We start from the raw sequence: 21,906 nt of genomic DNA on the forward strand, positions 1-21,906 counted from the left end.
TAAAGCAAAGGGCTCAGTCGAAAGACTGGGCCTTTTGTTTTTTCTGCGTTTTATTCCCACGAAAGTCTCCATTCATCATAAAACCGCGCGGGAGCCACCCTTCCCGACAACATAAAAGCCTGCTGTCAGCGCCTCCTCACCATATTTCACTTTATCCCAGGCCATGTTTTAGCGTTAATCCCGAAAACCAGATGACGGGAAAAAATGTGAATTCATTCACATATAATTAAATAACAATTATATAACATTTGGTTTACTAATTGATTTGTCTTAGTGACGTGGAACGCCCAGACAGATTGCAGTCCTTGCTGGAGCAGAATAACAATGGCAGAAAGTAGTCTTAACGAACGAGGCTCGCTGGAGCACAGCGACACTCGTCGTCGCATATGGGCAATTGTCGGTGCATCATCGGGTAATCTGGTTGAATGGTTTGATTTTTATGTCTACTCATTCTGCTCTCTCTATTTTGCACACATCTTTTTTCCTTCCGGAAACACAACCACCCAGCTATTACAAACCGCCGGGGTTTTTGCTGCAGGCTTCCTGATGCGCCCCATTGGCGGGTGGCTGTTCGGACGTATCGCTGACCGCCGTGGTCGTAAAGCCTCAATGCTCATTTCCGTTTGCATGATGTGTGCGGGATCGTTGGTCATTGCCTGTTTACCCGGCTACGAAACCATCGGCACCTGGGCTCCGGCACTGTTACTCGTCGCGCGCCTGTTTCAGGGGATCTCCGTCGGAGGGGAATACGGGACCAGCGCAACCTACATGAGTGAGGTCGCTGTCGAAGGTAAAAAAGGCTTCTACGCATCATTCCAGTACGTCACGCTGATCGGCGGACAGTTACTGGCCGTACTTGTGGTCGTGGCCTTACAACAAATTCTCAACGACGAACAACTGCATGCATGGGGATGGCGAATTCCATTTGCGCTAGGGGCTGTGCTCGCCGTCGTCGCCTTATGGCTGCGTCGTCAGCTGGATGAAACCTCTAAGCAAGAGACTCGTGCGTTAAAAGAGGCGGGTTCTTTCAAAGGGCTATGGCGCAACCGCAAAGCCTTTATGATGGTACTGGGCTTTACCGCTGCAGGGTCGTTAATTTTTTATACCTTTACGACCTATATGCAGAAATATCTGGTCAATACGGCAGGGATGAGCGCCAGTACCGCAAGCGTAATCATGACCGCGGCACTGTTTGTCTACATGCTGGCACAACCGCTGTTCGGGGCGCTGTCGGATAAAATTGGTCGTCGGACATCAATGATCTGCTTTAGCGCATTAGCAACGCTCTTTACGGTACCGATTTTGAGCGCCTTACAGAATGTGACCTCACCTTATGCTGCATTTGCGCTGGTGATCTGCGCGCTGATGATTGTGAGTTTTTATACTTCGATCAGCGGTATTCTGAAAGCGGAGATGTTCCCGGCGCAGGTCCGTGCGTTAGGGGTCGGCCTGTCCTATGCGGTGGCGAATGCGTTGTTTGGCGGTTCAGCTGAGTACGTCGCGTTGTCGCTGAAATCCGTGGGGATTGAACACGTCTTCTACTGGTACGTCACCGTGATGTGCGCCATCGCGCTGCTGGTCTCTCTGATGCTGCACCGTAAAGGCAAAGGGCTGAGACTCTAGGTATTACTGATGCGCCAGTTGCCACACGGCGTAGCCCGTCGTGGCGCCGGCGACATCCCATGCGAAGTCTTTCCAGCTCCAGCCGCTTCCTGCCGGGCGGCTGTCCCACAGCTCTTTCGATGCCCCCAGACTGACGGAAAACATAAAGCCAATTGCCGCACTGCGGTCGCGGCTGTAACCCTGATGCTGGGCATACTCATTCCCGGCAGCCGAGAGCATCGCCGACGCAATAAAGTGCTGAGCTTTATCCTGGCCGCGCCACGAATCGTTGGCCATATGGCTGCAACCGGTGAGCAGCAATGGGGCAAGAAAGATGATATTACGCATACACATTCCAGAAAAAAGCCCCGGCAATGCGGGGCAGATGTTCAGAGAATACGGCTGATCAGTCGATCAATACGAATACGCCTCAGACGGCGAATCAGTTTTCGCACTTTGACCGGATAATCGGCGATGCTTTGCAGATCGCGATAGTGTTTAACGATGGTCGTATGCTCGCGGATCAGATGCAGCTCTTTTTCGCGCATCGCGCCCAGCTGTTGCTGCGGATCGTGAATGAGGATGGCATTTTCCAGATCCAGGCGCCAGGCACGCGGATTGAGGTTATTACCGGTCAACAACATCCACTCATCATCAACCCACATCCCTTTCAGGTGGTAGCTGTTGTCCTCATCCTTCCACAGTCGCACCACCAACTGGTCCGTATTGACATAATACTGCAGGCGGCTCAGAAAACGGCGGAGGTTAATTTCATACAGATACGGGAGCGCCCCGATAATCTTAAACGGCTGATCTTCCGGAATATAGAAGTCATTCGCCGTTTTATCGCCAACGATAATCTCGACTTTCTTGCCGCTACGCAGCAGCTGGATGATATTACGCACCAGCAGCGCGGGAAGGTTGAAGTAGGGAGTGCAGATAGTCAGCTTATGCTCAGCGCAGGGCATAAGGTGGAAAATGGTTTTGTTCAGCAGGCTCGATTTGCCGAGGCCAACCAGCGGCGTGACCGACAGCCGATCGTCATCAGCATTGCCGACAAAATGGTAGCTGCTGTCACGCAGGTCCTGGCGATACTGACGGATCTCATTCTTGATTTCCGGGCTTTTCGGGCGGCTGGCGCTGTCGAGACGGTTAACCCCACGACCCTGAACCAGGTTGTGATCGACCCAGTCGAACATCACATCCGCCATTTTGGCGTTGCGAATACACTGGTAACGATCGTAACGATATTTATCGTGCTGGTGCAGATAGACATCGTTCAGACTTGCGCCGCTGTAGAGGACGCAATCATCGATGATAAAACCTTTATAGTGGAGCACACCCAAGGCTTCTCGGGTATTGACCGGCACGCCATAGACCGGGACATTGACGCCAGGATTTTCCTGCGCCATACGACAGTACCAGTCAGCATTGGTATTTGCCGCAGCGGCGCCGATACGCCCGCGTTGGGCGCGGTGCCAGTCAACCAGAATGCGTACATCTAACTCCGGACGCTGGCGTTTGGCGTCGTACAGTGCCTGCAGAATTCCTTTGCCGCCATCATCCTGCTCGAGATAGAGCGCAATAATACAAATACGCTGGGTGGCGTGGGCTATCTTTGCCAGTAACGCCTGACGAAAATCCGCAGGCGCGTAATAGAACTCGATATCATCAACTGACTGAGAAAGCTTAGGGAGTTGGGCAAGGTGTTGTTGATGTTTATTACGCTTAAATTTTGACAACATCACAGTGCGTTTCTTCTCTGTTTATTGAAGGGTCTTCTGTACCATGCAGACGACGTAAGCGGGCAATAATAACATTACTGTTCGCGAATGTGGTCAACAATTGCGGCCGCCAGTTTATGATTATTGCGGTGTAAATTGTAGGGATAAACTGACAATCCCATCTTCCAGCTGAATATCAACCGTGAACCCCAGCTTTCTGGCCAGGCCAATCATGCCTTTGTTATTTGGCATGGTGATACCATTTAACCGCTGCAGGCCGTGGCTCTGCGTATAGGTAATCAGTTTCTCCAGCAACCGCCGGCCAAGCCCCAGGCCTTTCAGGTCGGAACGGACCAGCACGGCAAATTCCGCATCAATATTATCAGGATCGGAAATGGCTCTTGTTACGCCGAGAATTTCATTCCCCTGGGCGGTGGTGCGCACGGCAACAAACGCCATTTCTCGATCGTAGTCGATCTGCGTCATATTGGCTAAGTCATCGTGGGTAAATTCATTGATTTCGCTGAAATAGCGATAATACAGATCCTCTTTCGTTACCTGAGCGATGAACGCCATCAGCAGCGGTTCATCTTCCGGCAGAATAGGGCGGAACAGGCAGCGCTCGCCATTTTTCATCACCACCCACTCTTCTTGCTGTTGAGGATAGGGGCGGATAGCCAGCCGGCTTTCGCTGTCGCCGCTAAACGGAGCAAGGCCTAGCGTGACGTCGAGCGCCGTGAATTCGTTCCCCGAGGCCAGCAGCGGATGAATGTCCAGCCGCTGGATCTCCGGGCAATCAACGATCAGATTCGACACCTGGACCAGCAGCTGGCTCAAACCGGAGACATCCAGCGGACGTAGCGCGCTGCGGCCACGGATCTTCTTACTTTTGATCGCCTGGATCACCAGATAGCGGGCAAGGTTCATATTGAGCGGTGGCAGAGCCACGGCGGCCTGATCTTCCGCCCGCCATTCGACACCACCTTCACCCAGCATAATCAGTGGGCCAAAAACCGGATCGTGCTCAACGACGACGCGCAGTTCCTGCGCCCCGGCACGGTTGGCCATACTTTGCACCAGCAAACCGTGAATACGCGCCTGTGGCCAGGCCATTTTTACGCGGTCAAAAATGGCGTCTGCCGCCCGTTGGACTTCGGTGGCCGTTCGCAAATAGAGCATGACGCCCTGCACTTCAGATTTATGCGGAATATCCGGCGAGCGGAGCTTCAGGGCCACCGGATAACCAATTTGTTCGGCGATGTGTACCGCTTCGGCACTGTCGGCGGCGATCCAGGTGGGTAGCGTATGGATGCCATACGCATGTAACACCGGGCTGACCTCATGGGTATCCAGCGAATGAGCCCCCTCGTTAATCGCCTGCTGCAACAGCACATGGGCTTGTTCAGTATTCGCCGTCACCATATCTGATAGCACCGGCGTCTCTCGCAGCTGTTTCTGGTTACGCCGGTATTCCACCATATGCATAAACGCGGTAATGGTCCCTTCCGGAGTACGGTAGGTTGGCAGACCGGCATCGCTAAACAGACGACGAGCTTCCTGGGATGAGTATTCGCCACACCAGTTCGTCAGTACCGTGACATATTTCCCGCGCGGATGCTGCTTCAGCGCATCAATCAGCGCCAGGGCGCTTTCCGTTCCCGGCGCGGCGGCGCTGGGAGAGTGGATCACCAACAGAGCGTCATAGTCATGACTATCCAGCAGAACGTTCAGCGCCTTGAGGTAATGTTCACTGCTGGCATCGTCACGCAGATCCAGCGGGTTAGCGATGCCGATACCGGCTGGCAGGGCCTGGCGCAGCTGGTTGCAGGTTTCATCGCTGAGGGTGGCCAGCTTGCCGTTGCGTAGCCATAGCTCGTCCAGCGCCAGTGCCGCCGGGGCCGCACCGTTGCTGATGATCATCAGCTTTTCACCGCGCAGAGGACGCATATGACTGAGGGTTTCAACTGCGGAGAAGAGCTCATGAGTATCCTGTACGCGCAGCAGGCCCGCGCGTTGAATCGCAGCGTCCCAGGCCGGATCCATACCGGAATTGACGTGCAGCAGCTGTTGCGCCGCCGGGCTACGGCCGCTTTTGATCACCAGAATCGGTTTATTACGTGATGCGCTGCGTGCGGCGGAAACAAAGCTCCGGGCATCGCTCAGGTGTTCAAGATAGAGAAGAATAGCGCTGGTTTTACTGTCGCGGGCCAGAAAATCGAGAAGATCGTCTACGTCGATATCCAGGCTATCCCCGAGGGCAATAAAGTAAGAGAAGCCCATTTCACGCTGCTGCGCCCAGTCGAGAATGGTATTCGACACCGCCGCCGACTGAGAGATAAAGGCCAGTTTGCCACGATGAATCGGAACCGGAGAAAAGCTGGCATTCAGCCCCTGCCACGGGGCGAGTAGCCCGAGACTATTGGGGCCAAGCAGGCGCATTTGATAGCGGGTCGCGCATTCAAGCAGCGCAGGGTACTGATCCGGCGGGGAGGAGAGAATAATGCAGGTTTTACACCCTTTTTGCCCCAATGCTTCGAGCAGAGAAAGATTGCGTCGGGCATTGGTACAGAGCACCGCAAGGTCCGGAGTAAACGGCAGGCTGTCGATTGTCGGCCATGCCAGCACGCCCTGAACGGCTTTCCAGGCGGGCGTAACGGGCAGTACCGGGCCGTTAAATCCACCGGCCAGCAGGTTGCGCATCATCAGATAACCGGCACGCTGCGGTTTCATTGACGCGCCAATAACGGCAATCGACTTCGGACGCAGCAGCGCTTCCAGGCCTTTTTGGCTCATACCGGTCTCCTTTGATCCCCAGTGACCGAATGATTTTAAACGCTTTCTGCTATTTGTGCTGTGATACTGCCCTTATGCTGGGTTTTTCCCGCCAGGTAGCGAGAGCGGAACAGACTAAAATGATCGCCAAGTGCGCGGGCGGCTTTTCGGTCGTCGGCAAGATCCAGCAGCGCAATGGCCACTTCGGCGGTGCAGTACTGCCCCTCGGCATGCGCCTCTCGCAGGTGATAGGCCGAAATACGTGAGAGATCGACGGAGATGACCGGCAGCGCGTCGAGGTACGGACTCTTACGGAACATTTTTCGCGCTTCCGTCCAGGTTCCGTCGAGCATAATAAACAGCGGCGGTTTACCCTCCGGCGGTGCGCTCAGCACCTGGCGTTCAGCTCCCGCATAAGAGGCCGGGAAAACGACCATCGGCTGGTAATTCGGATCGGCGACAGCATCGAGCAGCGCCTGCGGTGGCTCCGTTCGCGACCATTGAAAAGCGGTGGTGTCCGGCAGGATGTCGGCAATCAGCCGCCCGGTATTGCTGGGCTTCATTGGCTCGGTATCAAACATCACCAGACAGAAGCGGCTGGTGGCTGCAGCCGGTGTCAGCGTGGCGCACAGGCACTGCTTTAGCGGCAGCAAACAGCGCTGGCAGCGGTGAATACGGTTACCACGAGCGAGAAAAGGCCGGGTCGCGCGAGCGAGGCGTTCGGCGCGAAGACGAAGAACGGCGTTGTCCATCATAAAGGGTCGCTAAGAAAAAACGCCATTGTCGCAGAGGTAAAAAGGGGGCACAAGCGGTGCCCCGGCAGGTTTACTGTTGGTTGGCTTCGTTCAGCCAACTGTCGAACGGCGCTTTTGGTACTGCACCGTTCAGCATGTCGATGACTTCGCCATTTTTAAACATCATAATGGTCGGGATGCTGCGGATGCGGAAACGCGCGCTGAGCTCGCGTTCAGCTTCGGTATTGACTTTAACGAAACGCATCTTACCGCTACGCTCTTCCGCAACGTCTTCGAAGATGGGGGCAAAATTACGGCAAGGGCCGCACCATGGCGCCCAGAAATCAACGACAACGGGTAGATCGTCCTTTAGTAGTTTATCCAACGTTGCCCCGGTCGCGTTGATCACATCGCCGTCAAAAAGATCGTGGCCGCAGCGTCCGCACTTCGCGCCATCGGCGCTACGTTGCTCGGGGATGCGGTTCAGAGCCTGACAACTGGCACAAACGGTATTCATAACTAACCTCTGGTTATGGGTTGCAGCGTGGCACGTGGCCGATTTGTTTCTGTAATGTTACATATTATTGATTAGCGACGAGTAAACAACAACGCGTTTTGTTCGATGAGTACAATAGACCCTATCTTTTAAACGAAATAATGGCGCGGCGGTGACACATCGGGTAATCTGCGCGCTTCGCGCAGCGCAGGTGGAGAAAATTGATGAGCGACGAACTGAAAAATAAAAGCGGCAAGGTCAAAGTGATGTATGTCCGCAGTGATGATGATTCTGACAGACGCACCCATAACCCGCGTACCGGGAAAGGGGGAGGGCGCCCAGGAAAATCTCGTGTTGACGGCCGTAGCCGCCCTGCCCGCGATGAGCGAAACAGCCGCGGTGATGACCGCAAACGTGACGATCGTAAACGTGATGATTTCGATCGCGACGGTGGTTCTCCATGGCGTACCGTTTCGCGTGCGCCGAATGATGACGCGCCGGCCAAACCGGATCACGGTGGGATCAGCGGCAAAAGCTTTATCGATCCGGAAGTGCTGCGTCGTCAGCGCGCGGAAGAGACCCGCGTTTACGGCGAAAATGCCTGTCAGGCCCTGTTCCAGAGCCGTCCGGATGCGATCGTTCGCGCCTGGTTTATCCAGAGCGTGACCCCGCGTTTCAAAGAAGCACTGCGCTGGATGGCGGCGAATCGCAAAGCCTATCATGTGGTTGATGAAGCCGAACTGGCGAAAGCCTCCGGTACCGAACACCACGGTGGGGTATGCTTCCTGATCAAGAAACGCAACGGGACCTCCGTGGCGCAGTGGGTTGCTAAAGCCGATGCCGAAGATTGCGTGCTGGCGCTGGAAGATGTTGGCAACCCGCACAACCTCGGGGCTATCATGCGTAGCTGCGCGCATTTCGGCGTGAAAGGCGTGGTCGTACAGGATGCCGGCATGCTGGAATCCGGTGCGGCGATCCGTACCGCAGAAGGTGGCGCGGAACACGTTGAACCGATTACCGGTGACAGCTTCCTCGATACCCTGGAACAGTTCCGTAAAGCGGGCTATGCCATTGTGTCGACCTCCAGCCATAACGGCACGCCGCTGCACAAAGCTGAGCTGCCGAAGAAAATGGTACTGGCGTTAGGTCAGGAGCGTGATGGTCTGTCCGATGCGGCGATTTCCAGCGCGGATCTTAACGTGGCTATCGAAGGCACCGGCAATGTCGAAAGCCTGAACGTCTCTGTCGCAACCGGCGTATTGCTCGCTGAATGGTGGCGCCAGAACAAGGCCTGATCGCTGAGTTGATCTAAAAAAATGCCAGCGGAATGCTGGCATTTTTGTCTCTGCAGGACGCCGACGGGGCTATTGCTGGTCGGCGGGTAACACCGGCATCCAGTCGATGGGCGACTCGCCGCGCTCGGCCAGCCACTGGTTCGCCTGAACAAAATGATTACTGCCAAAGAAGCCGCGATGGGCGGAAAGCGGTGAAGGATGCGGCGCCTTCAGTACGCAATGGCGCTGGCGATCGATAATCGCTCCTTTCTTTTGCGCGTGTGCGCCCCACAGTAAAAACACCACCCCTTCACGATGTTCATTGATCAGCGAAATCACCTTATCGGTAAAGGTCTCCCAGCCAAGGCTGGCATGAGAATGGGCCTGTCCCGCCCGTACCGTCAGGACGGTATTGAGCAACAGCACGCCTTGCCGCGCCCAGCTTTCCAGATAGCCGTGCGCAGGGCGGCTGAAGCCAGGGATGGTTCCTTCCAGCTCTTTATACATGTTTAACAGCGAAGGGGGCGTCGCGATACCCGGCAGTACCGAGAAGGCCAGGCCATGCGCCTGGCCGGGCCCGTGGTAAGGATCCTGCCCCAGGATCACCACTTTGACATTGCCAAGTTCGGTATAACGAAAGGCATTGAAGACATCTTTTTGCGGCGGGTAAATCGTCATCCCCGACTGGCGTTCTTCGGCGACGGTTTTCAGGGTATTCACAAAATAGGGCTGCTGCTTCTCTTCCACCAGCACGTCGTGCCAGGTTAATGGGGTCGTCATTCTGCTCTCCTGCAAAGTGTCATCGCTATAGCTTAACTGCTTCTTTCTGCATAACAAAATCTGCAGGCTGCGGCTGACGTTTTGCATGCAAAAATAATTGAAAATTTACAAAATTATTTTGAATTAGCTATGGCGTAACTTGATGTAAAACAATAATATCCCTCTATACCCATTTGCGCCGCAGGGTTTTTGTTGATTTAAGTCAATGAATGCCGGGTGGTTGACTGATATACATACACTCATACAACAATGGTTTTACCAATTGGCCGCGAACAGGCCAGGAAGACGAATAACTATTGCCTAAGGGAGGCATCAAATGATTACTGGTATCCAAATCACTAAAGCTGCAAATGACGACCTGCTGAACTCTTTTTGGCTGCTGGATAGCGAAAAAGGCGAAGCGCGCTGCCTGTGTGCCAAAGGCGGTTTTGCGGAAGATGACGTGGTTGCGGTGAGCAAACTGGGCGAAATCGAATACCGCGAAATTCCGCTGGATGTAAAACCGGAAGTCCGCGTTGAAGGTGGTCAGCACCTGAACGTTAACGTGCTGCGTCGTGAAACGCTGATGGATGCGGTTGAGCATCCGGAAAAATATCCGCAGCTGACCATTCGTGTCTCTGGCTATGCGGTACGTTTCAACTCCCTGACGCCAGAACAGCAGCGTGACGTTATTGCTCGTACTTTTACAGAAAGCCTGTAAGTCGAAGCCTGAAAATAAAAACGCCGGGATATCCCGGCGTTTTTTTTACTTTCTGCTTACTGCGGAGTACTGCTATCGCTACCGCTTGGCTTACGACGCTTACCCACATTTTTAGCATCACGGTGACGTTTCTTCACGCGTGTCTTATCTTTGTCTTTCTCTTTTTTCTGCTCGGCGCGCTTAGCCATTACCTTCTTGGAAGGTTTACCGGTCTGCTTTTCACTCGGTGCGCGGGTGGTCGGACGTAATTCATCGATAACGCGCGGCTTGAGCGGCTCCTCGATGTAACGACCAATTTTCCCTAACAGCAGGTGGTCGTGGGCTTCGACCAGAGAAATGGCAATGCCTTTTTTCCCTGCGCGACCGGTACGTCCGATGCGGTGCAGGTAGGTATCGGCCGTACGCGGCATATCGAAGTTGAATACGTGGCTGACGTCAGGAATATCGATCCCGCGTGCGGCGACGTCGGTAGCAATCAGCACGTTCATGCGACCATCGGTCATGCGCTTAATGGCTTCGTTACGTTTAGCCTGCACCATCTCGCCTTCCAGCCAGCAGGTATTAATACCCGCTTCACGCAGCCAGGAAGCCAGCTCATGAACGCGCTCGCGTTTACGTACAAAGACGATGGAGCGGGTTGCATCCGGCTGTTGCAGCAGGTTAATCAGCAGCGCGGTTTTATGCTTGATATCATCGGCGCGATAGTACCACTGGTGAATTTTCTTACGTTCACGGGTGGATGGGCTGGCGGATACTTCAACAGGCTCTTCCAGCAGACGCTCGGCAAAGTCTTTGATTGCATCGCCTTCCAGCGTCGCAGAAAACAGCATGGTCTGCTTACGCCAGCGGGTTTCACCGGCAATGTGCTCGATATCCTGGGCGAAGCCCATGTCCAGCATACGGTCCGCTTCGTCGAGGATCAGCGTTTCTACAGCGCGGCAATCGAAGTTCTCTTCTTTAATGTATTGCAGCAGTCGTCCGGTGGTGGCGACCACGATATCCTGATTCTCGCTGAACACTTCCGCATGGTTCATATACGCGACACCGCCGGTAATGGTGGCGATATCCAGATGCGTGTGCGCAGCCAGTTCGCGCGCGTGGTCAGCAACCTGCATCGCCAGCTCACGGGTTGGCGTCAGGATGAGAATGCGCGGTGGTCCGGATTTTTTGCGTGGGAAATCAAGCAGGTGCTGCAACGCTGGCAGCAGGTATGCCGCAGTTTTACCGGTGCCTGTCGGGGCTGAACCGAGAATGTCACGGCCATCAAGCGCAGGCGGAATAGCGGCGGCCTGAATGGCTGTCGGGCGTGTGAAACCTTTTTCCTGGAGGGCTTCCAGAAGGTTTTCGTCGAGTTCAAGTTCGGAAAAAGTCGTTACAGTCATGATCTACCTCTGAGTGGACCGACGATTATAAACGTTACGGGCATAATGTTCATCTGTTTGTAAGGCTATCTGTTCTCCGGTATTGTGCATAGCCTCAAGCCCAGGAGTTTTTCGTCCGCAAGGTTATTAAGGATGTCTCAGTCGAAGTTTGCGCTGCCGCGCAATGGTTTTACGTTTAAACAGTTCTTTGTTGCTCACGATCGCTGTGCGATGAAAGTGGGCACCGATGGCATTTTGCTCGGTGCATGGGCGCCGATCGCGCAGGTCAAACAGGTGCTGGATATTGGCACCGGTAGCGGCCTGCTGGCCTTAATGCTGGCGCAGCGAACCGACGCGCGGGTCACGTTGGATGCGGTGGAACTTGACGACAATGCGGCAGACCAGGCGCGGGAAAACGTCGATGCGTCTCCGTGGCCGGCGCGAATCCAGGTTCATCAGGCGGATATTCAACAATGGCAGCCACCGCAAACCCGGCGCTATGAACTGATCGTCAGCAATCCGCCTTTTTTTGCTGAAGGCGTGCCCTGCGCGACCTCGCAGCGTGAACAGGCGCGATATACCACCACACTCGACCATGTGACGCTTTTAACCTGCGCCGCGGAGTGTATCACAGAAGAAGGGTTCTTCTGCGTGGTGCTGCCGGTGGATATTGGCAACGCATTTGTTCAGCGCGCTCAGAATATGGGGTGGCATTTGCGCTTGCGTACCGATGTGGTGGAAACGGAAATGCGTCCTCCGCACCGGGTGCTGTTGGCGTTCTCGCCGATGGCGGGGGAGTGTTTTAGCGATCGCCTGATTATCCGTGGGCCAGAGCAACAATACTCTGAAGGGTTTACTGCCCTGACCCAGGATTTCTATCTCTTTATGTGAACCAGGGGCGAGAGGATCGATGGCCCGCTGTTCGGGAGCTGCTCCGGATAATCCAGCGTATAGTGCAGCCCGCGGCTCTCTTTGCGCTGCATCGCGCAGCGAACGATCAGCTCAGCAACCTGCACCAGGTTCCGTAACTCCAGCAAATTGTTAGACACGCGGAAGCGCGCGTAATATTCGTCAAGCTCCTGTTGCAGCATGGTGATGCGGCGCAACGCGCGCTCCAGTCGGCGGGTGGTACGAACGATCCCGACATAGTCCCACATCAGTAATCTCAACTCATACCAGTTATGCTGAATGACCACCAGCTCATCGGGGATCTCGACCTGGCTCTCATCCCAGCAAGGAAGCCCGTTGACCGGTTGGGCAAACGGCATGCGCTTCATAATATCTTCGGCGGCGGACCAGCCATAGACCAGACATTCGAGCAGCGAATTGGATGCCATGCGGTTAGCCCCGTGTAGCCCGGTGTAGCTGACCTCGCCAATGGCATACAGCCCGTCGACGTCGGTGCGGCCATGGTCATCGACCATCACGCCACCGCAGGTATAGTGAGCGGCAGGAACGATGGGCACCGGCTCTTTTGTCAGATCGATCCCCAGGCCAAGCAGTTTTTCGTAGATCATCGGGAAGTGCTGACGGATAAAGGCTTCCGGTTTATGGCTGATGTCGAGATACATGCAGTCGACGCCGAGCCGTTTCATCTCATGGTCAATGGCGCGGGCGACGATATCGCGCGGAGCCAGTTCGCCGCGTTCGTCAAAATCGGGCATAAACCGTGAGCCATCCGGGCGCTTCAGGTATGCCCCTTCGCCACGTAACGCTTCGGTCAGCAGGAAATTACGTGCTTGCGGATGGTACAACGCGGTGGGGTGAAACTGGTTAAACTCGAGGTTGGCGACGCGACAGCCCGCGCGCCACGCCATGGCAATGCCGTCGCCGGAGGAGACGTCCGGGTTGGTGGTGTACTGATACACTTTGGCGGCACCGCCGGTGGCCAGCACCACAGACCTGGCGCTGCAGGTTTCCACCTTTTCTTTATTACGGTTCCAGATCCAGGCGCCGACGACGCGACGCGTTCCCGGCAGGCCGATTTTATCGGAAATGATCAGATCGACCGCGTTGCTTCGTTCCAGCACCCGAATATTCGGGTGAGAGAGCGCCTGGCTGACGAGCGTGGTCTCTACCGCTTTGCCTGTCGCATCGGCCGCATGAAGAATACGACGATGGCTGTGGCCCCCTTCGCGGGTCAGGTGGTAGCTCTGCTCGCCGTTAGCCTGCGTTTGGGTATCGAACAGGACGCCCTGATCGATAAGCCACTGCACGCAAGGTTTGGCATTGCTGGCGACGAAAGAGACCGCGTGGCGATCGCACAGGCCAGCGCCGGCGATCAGCGTATCTTCAACATGGGATTCCACGCTGTCCGTCTCATCAAAGACCGCGGCAATGCCGCCCTGAGCGTATAACGTAGAGCCTTCGCTGATTGGTCCTTTGCTCAGTATGGTCACGGAACTGTTCTCCGCCAGACGCAGAGCAAGGGATAAACCGGCGGCGCCGCTGCCGATAATCAGCACATCACAGGAAAAGTCAGGAGTAGTATTCATGGGCTTTGTTTAATTTACTAAACACGATGAAACCACAATAGCACCAGGCCGTGATGAATCGTACATTTTTTTTTCGACTAGTTGCGGAGACTAAACATCGGGTCGCGGAGCGGCCTTCAGGTAAAGGAGAGAAAATATTTGCGAAGCAGATCGTTAGCTTCAGATTTTATAGTGAAATAAAAACGATGTTACGTTACCCTTCTGGCGGACCTTACGCTTTTTCTTCATCATCTTACCTGGCGTTGAGTTGCGGGACTTATAATGAGAGATAACAAATTGTCCGCCGTTGCCAGACAAAAAACAAAAGCGTAACGGAACTTTATTGTTTTCAGACACTCCAATCGTCTGCTTGCTCATAATGCAGTGATTGGGTAGTGCTTTGAAGGCGCATGGGAATTGGGTTTGGGGAGACATTACCTCGGATGAGCGAGCAGTTAACGGATCAGGTCCTCGTTGAACGGGTCCAGAAAGGAGATCAGAAGGCGTTTAATCTGCTGGTGGTACGCTATCAGCATAAGGTTGCGAGCCTGGTTTCCCGCTACGTGCCACCGGGCGATATCCCTGATGTCGTTCAGGAATCGTTCGTAAAAGCATGGCGCGCGCTGGAGTCCTTCCGGGGAGATAGTGCTTTTTATACCTGGTTATATCGTATCGCCGTCAACACGGCGAAGAATTATCTGGTAGCTCAGGGGCGCCGCCCACCGTCCAGCGATGTTGACGCCAATGAGGCAGAAAACTTCGAAAGTGGTGGGGCACTGAAAGAAATTTCGAACCCTGAGAATTTAATGTTGTCAGAAGAACTGAGACAAATAGTTTTTCGTACCATTGAATCGCTCCCGGAAGATTTACGCATGGCAATTACATTGCGGGAGCTTGATGGCCTGAGCTATGAAGAGATAGCCGCTATCATGGATTGTCCGGTAGGGACCGTACGTTCGCGTATTTTCCGGGCACGAGAAGCTATTGATAATAAAGTTCAACCGCTCATCAGGCGTTGACGATAGCGGAATACTGAAAAGGGTATCAGGCATGCAGAAAGAAAAACTTTCGGCTTTAATGGATGGTGAATCGCTGGATAACGAGCTGCTCAATGAGCTGAGCCGTTCTTCTGAAATGCAAAAGACCTGGGAGAGCTATCATCTCATTCGTGATTCGCTGCGAGGCGATACCGCTGAGATGCTCCATTTTGATATCTCAGCCCGCGTTATGGCCGCCATTGAAAACGAACCTGTTCGCCAGGCGGTGCCGCTTATTCCTGAATCTCAGCCGGCTCCACATCAGTGGCGCCAGATGCCTTTCTGGCAAAAAGTCCGCCCATGGGCCAGCTCTTTGACTCAGATGGGTGTGGCTGCGTGCGTATCGCTTGCTGTTATCGTTGGCGTTCAGCAGTATAATGGGCAGAACGAATCATCTCAGCAACCTGAAGCACCGGTGTTCAACACCATGCCGATGATGGGTAAAGCCAGCCCGGTAAGTCTTGGCGTTCCAGCAGATGCGTCTGCAGGAAGCGGTCAGCAGGCGCAGGTGCAAGAACAACGTCGCCGCATTAATGCTATGCTGCAGGACTATGAACTGCAGCGCCGCCTGCACGCAGAGCAGCTTCAGTTTGGGCAAGCCCAGACTCAGCAAGCCGCTGTTCAGGTGCCAGGTTATCAAACATTAGGAACGCAATCGCAGTAATGAAGCAACTTTGGTGTGCCATGTCGCTCATGGCAGGCAGCCTGTTCTTCTCTGTCAACGCCTCGGCTGATACATCGTCCGGGGCGTTGTTGCAGCAAATGAACCTGGCCAGCCAGTCCCTGAATTACGAGCTGTCTTTTGTCAGCATTAACAAACAGGGCGTTGAGTCGCTGCGTTATCGTCACGCGCGCCTTAACAATCAACCTCTCGCACAGCTGCTACAACTCGATGGCCCACGCCGGGAAGTTGTGCTGCGTGGTAATGAAATCAGCTATTTTGAACCTGGGCTTGACCCCTTCACGCTGAATGGCGACTACATTGTCGACTCATTACCGTCGCTGGCTTACACCGACTTCAAGCGGCTGGCCTCCTACTACGACTTCATTTCCGTTGGCCGTACCCGTATTGCCGATCGCTTATGCGAGGTGATTCGTGTGGTCGCGCGCGATGGCACACGCTATAGCTATATTGTCTGGCTGGATGCCGAAACGAAACTGCCGATGCGGGTTGATTTGCTCGACCGCGACGGGGAAACCCTCGAGCAGTTCCGGGTCGTCTCGTTTAGCGTTGGCGATAAAGTCAGCAGCAGTATGGAGACGCTAGCAAAAGCGAGCCTGCCTCCGCAGCTGTCGGTGCCGGAAGGGGGCGATAAAGCCAACTTTAACTGGGCACCAACCTGGCTACCGCAAGGGGTTTCGGAAGTCTCCAGCAGCCAACGCCGTCTGCCAACGATTGACGGTCCGGTTGAATCCCGCCTCTATTCGGACGGGCTGTTTAGTTTCTCTGTTAACGTTAGTCGCGCCACGTCAACCAGCAGCGATCAGCTGCTACGCACCGGGCGTCGTACCGTGAGCACGACGGTACGCGATAACGCAGAGATTACCGTAGTCGGCGAAATGCCGCCGCAAACGGCTAAACGCATCTCCGACAGCATCAAGTTCAAGGCAGTACAATGATTAAAGAGTGGGCCACGGTCGTCTCCTGGCAAAATGGCATGGCGCAGGTGCACTGCGACGTTAAAGCCTCCTGCAGCAGCTGCGCTTCGCGTGCCGGCTGCGGCAGTCGGGTGCTGAACAAGCTGGGACCGCAAACCAGCCATACCATTAGCGTTCCCAGCGACCAGCCGCTGTCCGCCGGGCAGAAAGTTGAGCTGGGAATTGCCGAAAGCAGCCTGCTGGGCTCTGCGGTTTTAGTCTATATGGCGCCGTTGGTCGGGTTGTTTGTGGTGGCTTCCATTTTTCAGGTGCTGTTTGCCAATGACTTCGCGTCACTGTGTGGTGCGGTGCTCGGTGGCGTTGGCGGATTCCTGATTGCGCGCGGACTTTCTCCAGGATTAGCCGCTCGTCAATCGTGGCAACCCGTCATCATTAGCGTGGGCCTGCCACCGGATTTACTGCGTACAGAGACACCCTCTTCAGAGCCAGGTCAGTGATTCCACTGGCCTTTATTTTTTATTAGCCACGCTCAGACCCACTCACCATTTGTTACGGTTATGCTGCTGGTAAGAGCATTTCCTGGTTTCGTGGATGTAGTGTAGAATGCGGCGTTTTCGGATTAAAAAACGTCAGGCACAGAACAGCGGCCTCATGATTCGCGTAAGGCAAAATTAACTCTAAATATGAAGAATATACGTAACTTTTCAATCATCGCTCATATCGACCACGGTAAATCGACGTTGTCTGACCGTATCATCCAGATTTGCGGTGGCCTTTCCGATCGTGAAATGGAAGCCCAGGTACTGGACTCCATGGATCTTGAGCGTGAGCGTGGCATCACCATTAAGGCGCAGAGCGTCACCCTGGATTATAAAGCGACCAATGGCGAAACCTATCAGCTGAACTTTATCGACACGCCGGGCCACGTCGACTTCTCTTATGAGGTGTCACGTTCTCTCGCCGCGTGTGAAGGTGCGCTGCTGGTGGTCGATGCCGGTCAGGGCGTAGAAGCCCAGACGCTGGCCAACTGCTATACCGCTATGGAAATGGATCTGGAAGTGGTTCCGGTCCTCAACAAAATCGACCTGCCTGCTGCCGACCCGGAGCGTGTAGCCGAAGAAATTGAAGACATTGTCGGCATTGATGCAGCTGATGCTGTGCGCTGCTCGGCGAAAACCGGCATCGGTGTTCCTGACGTTCTCGAACGTCTGGTACGCGATATCCCGCCACCGGAAGGTGACGCGGATGGCCCGCTGCAGGCGCTGATCATCGACTCCTGGTTCGATAACTACCTCGGCGTAGTGTCGCTGGTGCGTATTAAAAACGGCACCATGCGTAAAGGCGACAAAATCAAAGTCATGAGCACCGGACAAGTCTACAATGCTGACCGTCTGGGCATCTTTACGCCAAAACAGGTTGACCGTACCGAGCTGAAATGCGGCGAGGTTGGCTGGCTGGTGTGCGCCATTAAAGACATCCTTGGTGCGCCGGTTGGCGATACCCTGACCACCTCGCGTAACCCGGCAGACAAAGCGCTGCCAGGCTTTAAAAAAGTCAAACCGCAGGTGTATGCCGGTCTGTTCCCGGTCAGCTCTGATGACTACGAAAGCTTCCGTGATGCGCTCGGCAAACTGAGCCTCAACGATGCTTCTCTGTTCTTCGAACCGGAGAGTTCCACGGCGCTGGGCTTCGGCTTCCGCTGCGGCTTCCTGGGCCTGCTGCACATGGAAATCATTCAGGAGCGTCTGGAACGCGAGTATGACCTGGATCTGATCACCACTGCGCCGACGGTCGTCTACGAAGTCGAAACCACCGCGAAAGAGGTTATCTATGTCGATAGCCCGTCCAAGCTGCCGCCGCTGAACAACATTCAGGAACTGCGTGAGCCGATCGCCGAGTGTCATATGCTGCTGCCGCAGGAATACCTGGGTAACGTTATCACCCTGTGTATTGAGAAGCGTGGCGTGCAGACCAACATGGTTTACCACGGTAAACAAGTGGCGCTGACCTATGAAATTCCAATGGCGGAAGTGGTTCTCGATTTCTTCGACCGTCTGAAGTCAACGTCACGCGGCTACGCGTCGCTGGACTATAACTTCAAACGCTTCCAGGCCTCCAACATGGTCCGCGTGGACGTGCTGATCAACAGCGAGCGTGTTGATGCGCTGGCGCTGATCACTCACAACGATAACGCGCCGTACCGTGGTCGTGAGCTGGTAGAGAAGATGAAAGAGCTGATCCCACGCCAGCAGTTCGATATTGCGATTCAGGCGGCGATCGGCAACCACATCATTGCCCGTTCTACCGTCAAGCAGCTGCGTAAAAACGTGCTGGCGAAATGCTACGGCGGTGACGTCAGCCGTAAGAAAAAACTGCTGCAGAAGCAGAAAGACGGTAAAAAACGTATGAAGCAAGTGGGTAACGTTGAGCTGCCGCAGGAAGCGTTCCTTGCCATTCTGCACGTCGGTAAAGACGGCAAATAACCATTAAGGAGTTGGCATGGCGAACATGTTTGCCCTGATCCTGGTGATCGCAACCCTGGTCACAGGGTTGTTGTGGTGTCTGGATAAATTCATCTTTGCGCCGAAGCGTCGTGAACGTCAGGCCGCGGCTCAGGCTGCGACAGGCGATAGCCTCGACAAGCAAACGCTGAAGAAAGTGGGCCCGAAACCGGGCTGGCTGGAAACGGGAGCCTCGGTATTTCCGGTACTGGCTATTGTTCTGGTGGTTCGCTCATTTATTTATGAGCCGTTTCAGATTCCATCAGGTTCAATGATGCCAACGCTGCTGATTGGCGATTTTATTCTGGTTGAGAAGTTTGCCTACGGCATTAAAGATCCGATCTACCAGAAAACGCTGATCGAAACCGGTCATCCCAAACGCGGTGATATCGTGGTCTTTAAATACCCGGAAGATCCGCGCCTGGATTACATCAAGCGTGCTGTCGGGCTGCCGGGCGATAAGGTCACCTACGATCCGTTGACCAAGCAGGTCACCATCCAGCCAGGCTGCAGTTCCGGCCAGGCTTGTGGTAGCGCGCTGCCGGTTACTTACTCCAACGTTGAGCCGAGCGATTTCGTTCAGACATTCTCGCGCCGTAACGGTGGTGAAGCGACCAGCGGGTTCTGGCAACTGCCGAAGGGCGAGACCAAAGAAGATGGTGTCCGCCTGACCGAACGTAAAGAGACGCTCGGCGAGGTGACTCACCGTATTCTGACCGTTCCGATCGCTCAGGATCAGGTCGGCATGTACTACCATCAATCGGGTCTGCCGCTGGCGACCTGGATTGTGCCGCCGGGTCAGTACTTCATGATGGGTGACAACCGCGATAATAGCGCCGACAGCCGTTACTGGGGCTTTGTGCCAGAAGCGAACCTGGTGGGTAAAGCTACGGCAATCTGGATGAGCTTCGAAAAACAGGAAGGTGAGTGGCCGACCGGCGTGCGTTTATCACGTATTGGCAGCATCCACTAATTCCCCTGCCTTATTCACGCTGCCGTCGCAATACGGCAGCGTGAATTATTTAATATTTAAATCTATTCAAACTAACGACATCCCTTGTCGTTGCGTATAGAATATCCCCCCGAAGTTTTGGTTGTCTCTCGTAAGAGTGACACTGCACACGAAACCGCGTTGGTTGATTTTACTCTGAAATAAGTTGGGTTGCAGAAAGGCGACAGGTTTGCGCACAGGCAATCTACTATGAGACAGAGCTGCCCAGGTCGGTTTCGTGTGCTGCATTTTTGACGCATTCATTTATTGGTATCGCATGAACCCCATCGTAATTAATCGGCTTCAACGGAAGCTGGGCTACACTTTCCATCATCAGGAGCTGTTGCAACAGGCATTAACTCACCGCAGTGCCAGCAGCAAGCACAACGAGCGCCTGGAGTTTCTGGGTGACTCAATTCTGAGTTTTGTGATCGCGAATGCGCTCTATCACCGCTTCCCTCGGGTTGACGAAGGTGACATGAGCCGCATGCGCGCCACGCTGGTTCGAGGCAACACGCTGGCGGAAATCGCCCGTGAGTTTGAGTTAGGTGAGTGCCTGCGCCTTGGGCCGGGTGAGCTGAAAAGCGGCGGTTTCCGTCGCGAATCTATTCTGGCAGATACCGTTGAAGCACTGATCGGCGGGATTTTCCTCGATAGCGATATCCAGAACGTTGAGCGCCTGATTCTGAGCTGGTATCAAACTCGTCTGGACGAAATCAGCCCGGGCGATAAACAAAAAGATCCGAAGACCCGTTTGCAGGAGTATCTGCAGGGTCGCCATCTGCCGCTGCCGTCTTATCTGGTGGTGCAGGTGCGTGGCGAAGCCCACGATCAGGAATTTACTATCCACTGCCAGGTCAGCGGCCTGAGTGAACCAGTGGTTGGCACAGGTTCCAGCCGTCGCAAGGCGGAGCAGGCTGCCGCCGAACAGGCGCTGAAAAAACTGGAGCTGGAATGAGCAACGAAAAAAGTTATTGCGGGTTTGTCGCTATTGTCGGCCGCCCGAACGTGGGTAAATCCACACTGCTGAACAATCTGCTTGGGCAGAAGATTTCGATCACCTCGCGCAAAGCGCAGACGACGCGTCACCGTATTGTCGGCATCCACACGGAAGGGCCGTATCAGGCAATCTATGTTGATACCCCGGGCCTGCATATGGAAGAAAAACGCGCTATCAACCGCCTGATGAACAAAGCGGCGAGTAGCTCGATTGGCGACGTTGAGCTGGTTATCTTCGTGGTTGAAGGTACCCGCTGGACCGCCGATGACGAAATGGTGTTGGGCAAACTGCGTGACGCCAGAGCGCCGGTGATCCTGGCGGTCAATAAAGTCGATAACGTGCAGGAAAAAGCGGATTTACTGCCGCACCTGCAGTTCCTGGCAAGCCAGATGAACTTCCTGGATATCGTCCCGATTTCTGCAGAAACGGGAATGAACGTCGATACCATCGCCGGGATCGTCCGTAAGCATCTGCCGGAAGCGATTCATCACTTCCCGGAAGATTACATTACCGACCGTTCACAGCGCTTTATGGCTTCAGAAATCATCCGTGAAAAACTGATGCGTTTCCTTGGCGCAGAACTGCCGTACTCTGTGACGGTAGAAATCGAACGTTTCCAGACCAACGAACGTGGCGGTTATGATATTAACGGCCTGATCCTGGTTGAGCGTGAAGGGCAGAAGAAGATGGTGATTGGCAACAAAGGCGCCAAAATCAAAACCATCGGTATTGAAGCCCGTAAAGACATGCAGGATATGTTTGAAGCGCCGGTTCACCTTGAACTGTGGGTGAAAGTGAAATCCGGCTGGGCTGATGACGAACGCGCGCTGCGCAGTCTCGGTTACGGCGACGATCACTAAG

At 54.5% G+C, this 21,906-nt stretch carries 20 protein-coding genes; 12 read left to right on the forward strand and 8 right to left on the reverse strand.

Annotated elements, in window-relative coordinates; translation table 11 throughout:
- Positions 1-324 precede the first annotated feature (324 nt).
- Complete coding sequence (locus HF679_RS00005; protein ID WP_123755429.1) at positions 325-1,623, forward strand: MFS transporter; 1,299 nt, start codon at positions 325-327, stop codon at positions 1,621-1,623.
- A 3-nt stretch (positions 1,624-1,626) separates the two neighbouring features.
- Here the strand turns inward: HF679_RS00005 and HF679_RS00010 are convergent, their stop codons facing one another.
- The 5 genes from HF679_RS00010 to trxC all read right to left on the reverse strand — a co-directional run bounded on the left by HF679_RS00010 (position 1,627) and on the right by trxC (position 7,349).
- Positions 1,627-1,950, reverse strand: coding sequence for a YfiM family lipoprotein (locus tag HF679_RS00010; RefSeq protein WP_187042475.1), 324 nt, complete (start codon positions 1,948-1,950; stop codon positions 1,627-1,629).
- Positions 1,951-1,991: 41 nt separating this feature from the next.
- Positions 1,992-3,347 (reverse strand): CDP-diacylglycerol--serine O-phosphatidyltransferase, encoded by a 1,356-nt coding sequence (gene pssA / locus HF679_RS00015; RefSeq protein ID WP_123755427.1) that lies wholly within the window; start codon positions 3,345-3,347, stop codon positions 1,992-1,994.
- A gap of 120 nt (positions 3,348-3,467) precedes the next feature.
- Positions 3,468-6,119 (reverse strand): bifunctional acetate--CoA ligase family protein/GNAT family N-acetyltransferase, encoded by a 2,652-nt coding sequence (locus tag HF679_RS00020; protein ID WP_187042476.1) that lies wholly within the window; start codon positions 6,117-6,119, stop codon positions 3,468-3,470.
- Positions 6,120-6,154: 35 nt separating this feature from the next.
- Positions 6,155-6,853, reverse strand: coding sequence for a tRNA-uridine aminocarboxypropyltransferase (locus HF679_RS00025; protein ID WP_154144158.1), 699 nt, complete (start codon positions 6,851-6,853; stop codon positions 6,155-6,157).
- A gap of 70 nt (positions 6,854-6,923) precedes the next feature.
- The gene (gene trxC / locus HF679_RS00030) at positions 6,924-7,349 is read right to left on the reverse strand and encodes a thioredoxin TrxC (RefSeq protein WP_123755424.1); all 426 of its coding nucleotides are present in this window, start codon (positions 7,347-7,349) and stop codon (positions 6,924-6,926) included.
- Between the two features lie 203 nt (positions 7,350-7,552).
- On the opposite strand from trxC, the gene HF679_RS00035 reads away from it, so the two are divergent.
- Positions 7,553-8,623 (forward strand): tRNA/rRNA methyltransferase, encoded by a 1,071-nt coding sequence (locus HF679_RS00035; RefSeq protein ID WP_123755423.1) that lies wholly within the window; start codon positions 7,553-7,555, stop codon positions 8,621-8,623.
- A 69-nt stretch (positions 8,624-8,692) separates the two neighbouring features.
- Here the strand turns inward: HF679_RS00035 and ung are convergent, their stop codons facing one another.
- Complete coding sequence (gene ung / locus HF679_RS00040; protein WP_123755422.1) at positions 8,693-9,382, reverse strand: uracil-DNA glycosylase; 690 nt, start codon at positions 9,380-9,382, stop codon at positions 8,693-8,695.
- Positions 9,383-9,698: 316 nt separating this feature from the next.
- On the opposite strand from ung, the gene grcA reads away from it, so the two are divergent.
- Positions 9,699-10,082 carry an autonomous glycyl radical cofactor GrcA gene (gene grcA, locus HF679_RS00045; protein WP_123755421.1) on the forward strand — a complete coding sequence of 128 codons (384 nt, stop codon included), beginning with the start codon at positions 9,699-9,701 and terminating at the stop codon, positions 10,080-10,082.
- Positions 10,083-10,138: 56 nt separating this feature from the next.
- Here the strand turns inward: grcA and srmB are convergent, their stop codons facing one another.
- Positions 10,139-11,464: an ATP-dependent RNA helicase SrmB gene (gene srmB, locus HF679_RS00050; protein WP_123755420.1), complete on the reverse strand. Its 1,326-nt coding sequence runs from the start codon at positions 11,462-11,464 to the stop codon at positions 10,139-10,141.
- 132 nt (positions 11,465-11,596) lie between these two features.
- Between srmB and trmN the strand changes: the two genes are divergently transcribed.
- A complete protein-coding gene (gene trmN, locus HF679_RS00055; protein ID WP_187042477.1) occupies positions 11,597-12,334 on the forward strand; it encodes a tRNA(1)(Val) (adenine(37)-N(6))-methyltransferase TrmN in 738 nt (245 codons plus the stop codon).
- On the opposite strand, the gene nadB is transcribed toward trmN, so the two are convergent.
- Positions 12,319-13,938, reverse strand: coding sequence for an L-aspartate oxidase (gene nadB, locus HF679_RS00060; RefSeq protein WP_187042478.1), 1,620 nt, complete (start codon positions 13,936-13,938; stop codon positions 12,319-12,321). The genes trmN and nadB overlap by 16 nt on opposite strands.
- Before the next feature lie 422 nt (positions 13,939-14,360).
- Between nadB and rpoE the strand changes: the two genes are divergently transcribed.
- The 8 genes from rpoE to era all read left to right on the forward strand — a co-directional run bounded on the left by rpoE (position 14,361) and on the right by era (position 21,905).
- Positions 14,361-14,936, forward strand: a complete 576-nt coding sequence (rpoE, locus tag HF679_RS00065) for an RNA polymerase sigma factor RpoE (RefSeq protein WP_004866461.1) — start codon at positions 14,361-14,363, stop codon at positions 14,934-14,936.
- A 31-nt stretch (positions 14,937-14,967) separates the two neighbouring features.
- Positions 14,968-15,618 (forward strand): anti-sigma-E factor RseA, encoded by a 651-nt coding sequence (gene rseA, locus HF679_RS00070; protein WP_123755417.1) that lies wholly within the window; start codon positions 14,968-14,970, stop codon positions 15,616-15,618.
- Positions 15,618-16,574, forward strand: a complete 957-nt coding sequence (gene rseB / locus HF679_RS00075; RefSeq protein ID WP_123755416.1) for a sigma-E factor regulatory protein RseB — start codon at positions 15,618-15,620, stop codon at positions 16,572-16,574. The genes rseA and rseB overlap by 1 nt, the downstream gene beginning before the upstream one ends.
- Complete coding sequence (gene rseC / locus HF679_RS00080; RefSeq protein ID WP_123755415.1) at positions 16,571-17,050, forward strand: SoxR-reducing system protein RseC; 480 nt, start codon at positions 16,571-16,573, stop codon at positions 17,048-17,050. Before rseB ends, rseC begins: the two co-directional genes overlap by 4 nt.
- 186 nt (positions 17,051-17,236) lie before the next feature.
- The gene (gene lepA / locus HF679_RS00085; protein ID WP_123755414.1) at positions 17,237-19,036 is read left to right on the forward strand and encodes a translation elongation factor 4; all 1,800 of its coding nucleotides are present in this window, start codon (positions 17,237-17,239) and stop codon (positions 19,034-19,036) included.
- Between the two features lie 16 nt (positions 19,037-19,052).
- Positions 19,053-20,027, forward strand: coding sequence for a signal peptidase I (gene lepB, locus HF679_RS00090; RefSeq protein WP_123755413.1), 975 nt, complete (start codon positions 19,053-19,055; stop codon positions 20,025-20,027).
- A 295-nt stretch (positions 20,028-20,322) separates the two neighbouring features.
- The gene (gene rnc / locus HF679_RS00095; RefSeq protein WP_123755539.1) at positions 20,323-21,003 is read left to right on the forward strand and encodes a ribonuclease III; all 681 of its coding nucleotides are present in this window, start codon (positions 20,323-20,325) and stop codon (positions 21,001-21,003) included.
- Positions 21,000-21,905, forward strand: a complete 906-nt coding sequence (gene era / locus HF679_RS00100; protein ID WP_123755412.1) for a GTPase Era — start codon at positions 21,000-21,002, stop codon at positions 21,903-21,905. The genes rnc and era overlap by 4 nt, the downstream gene beginning before the upstream one ends.
- The last annotated feature ends 1 nt before the right edge of the window (position 21,906 follow it).

This window comes from Enterobacter sp. JUb54, assembly GCF_014298075.1.
GTDB classification, from domain to species: Bacteria; Pseudomonadota; Gammaproteobacteria; order Enterobacterales; family Enterobacteriaceae; genus Klebsiella; species Klebsiella lignicola.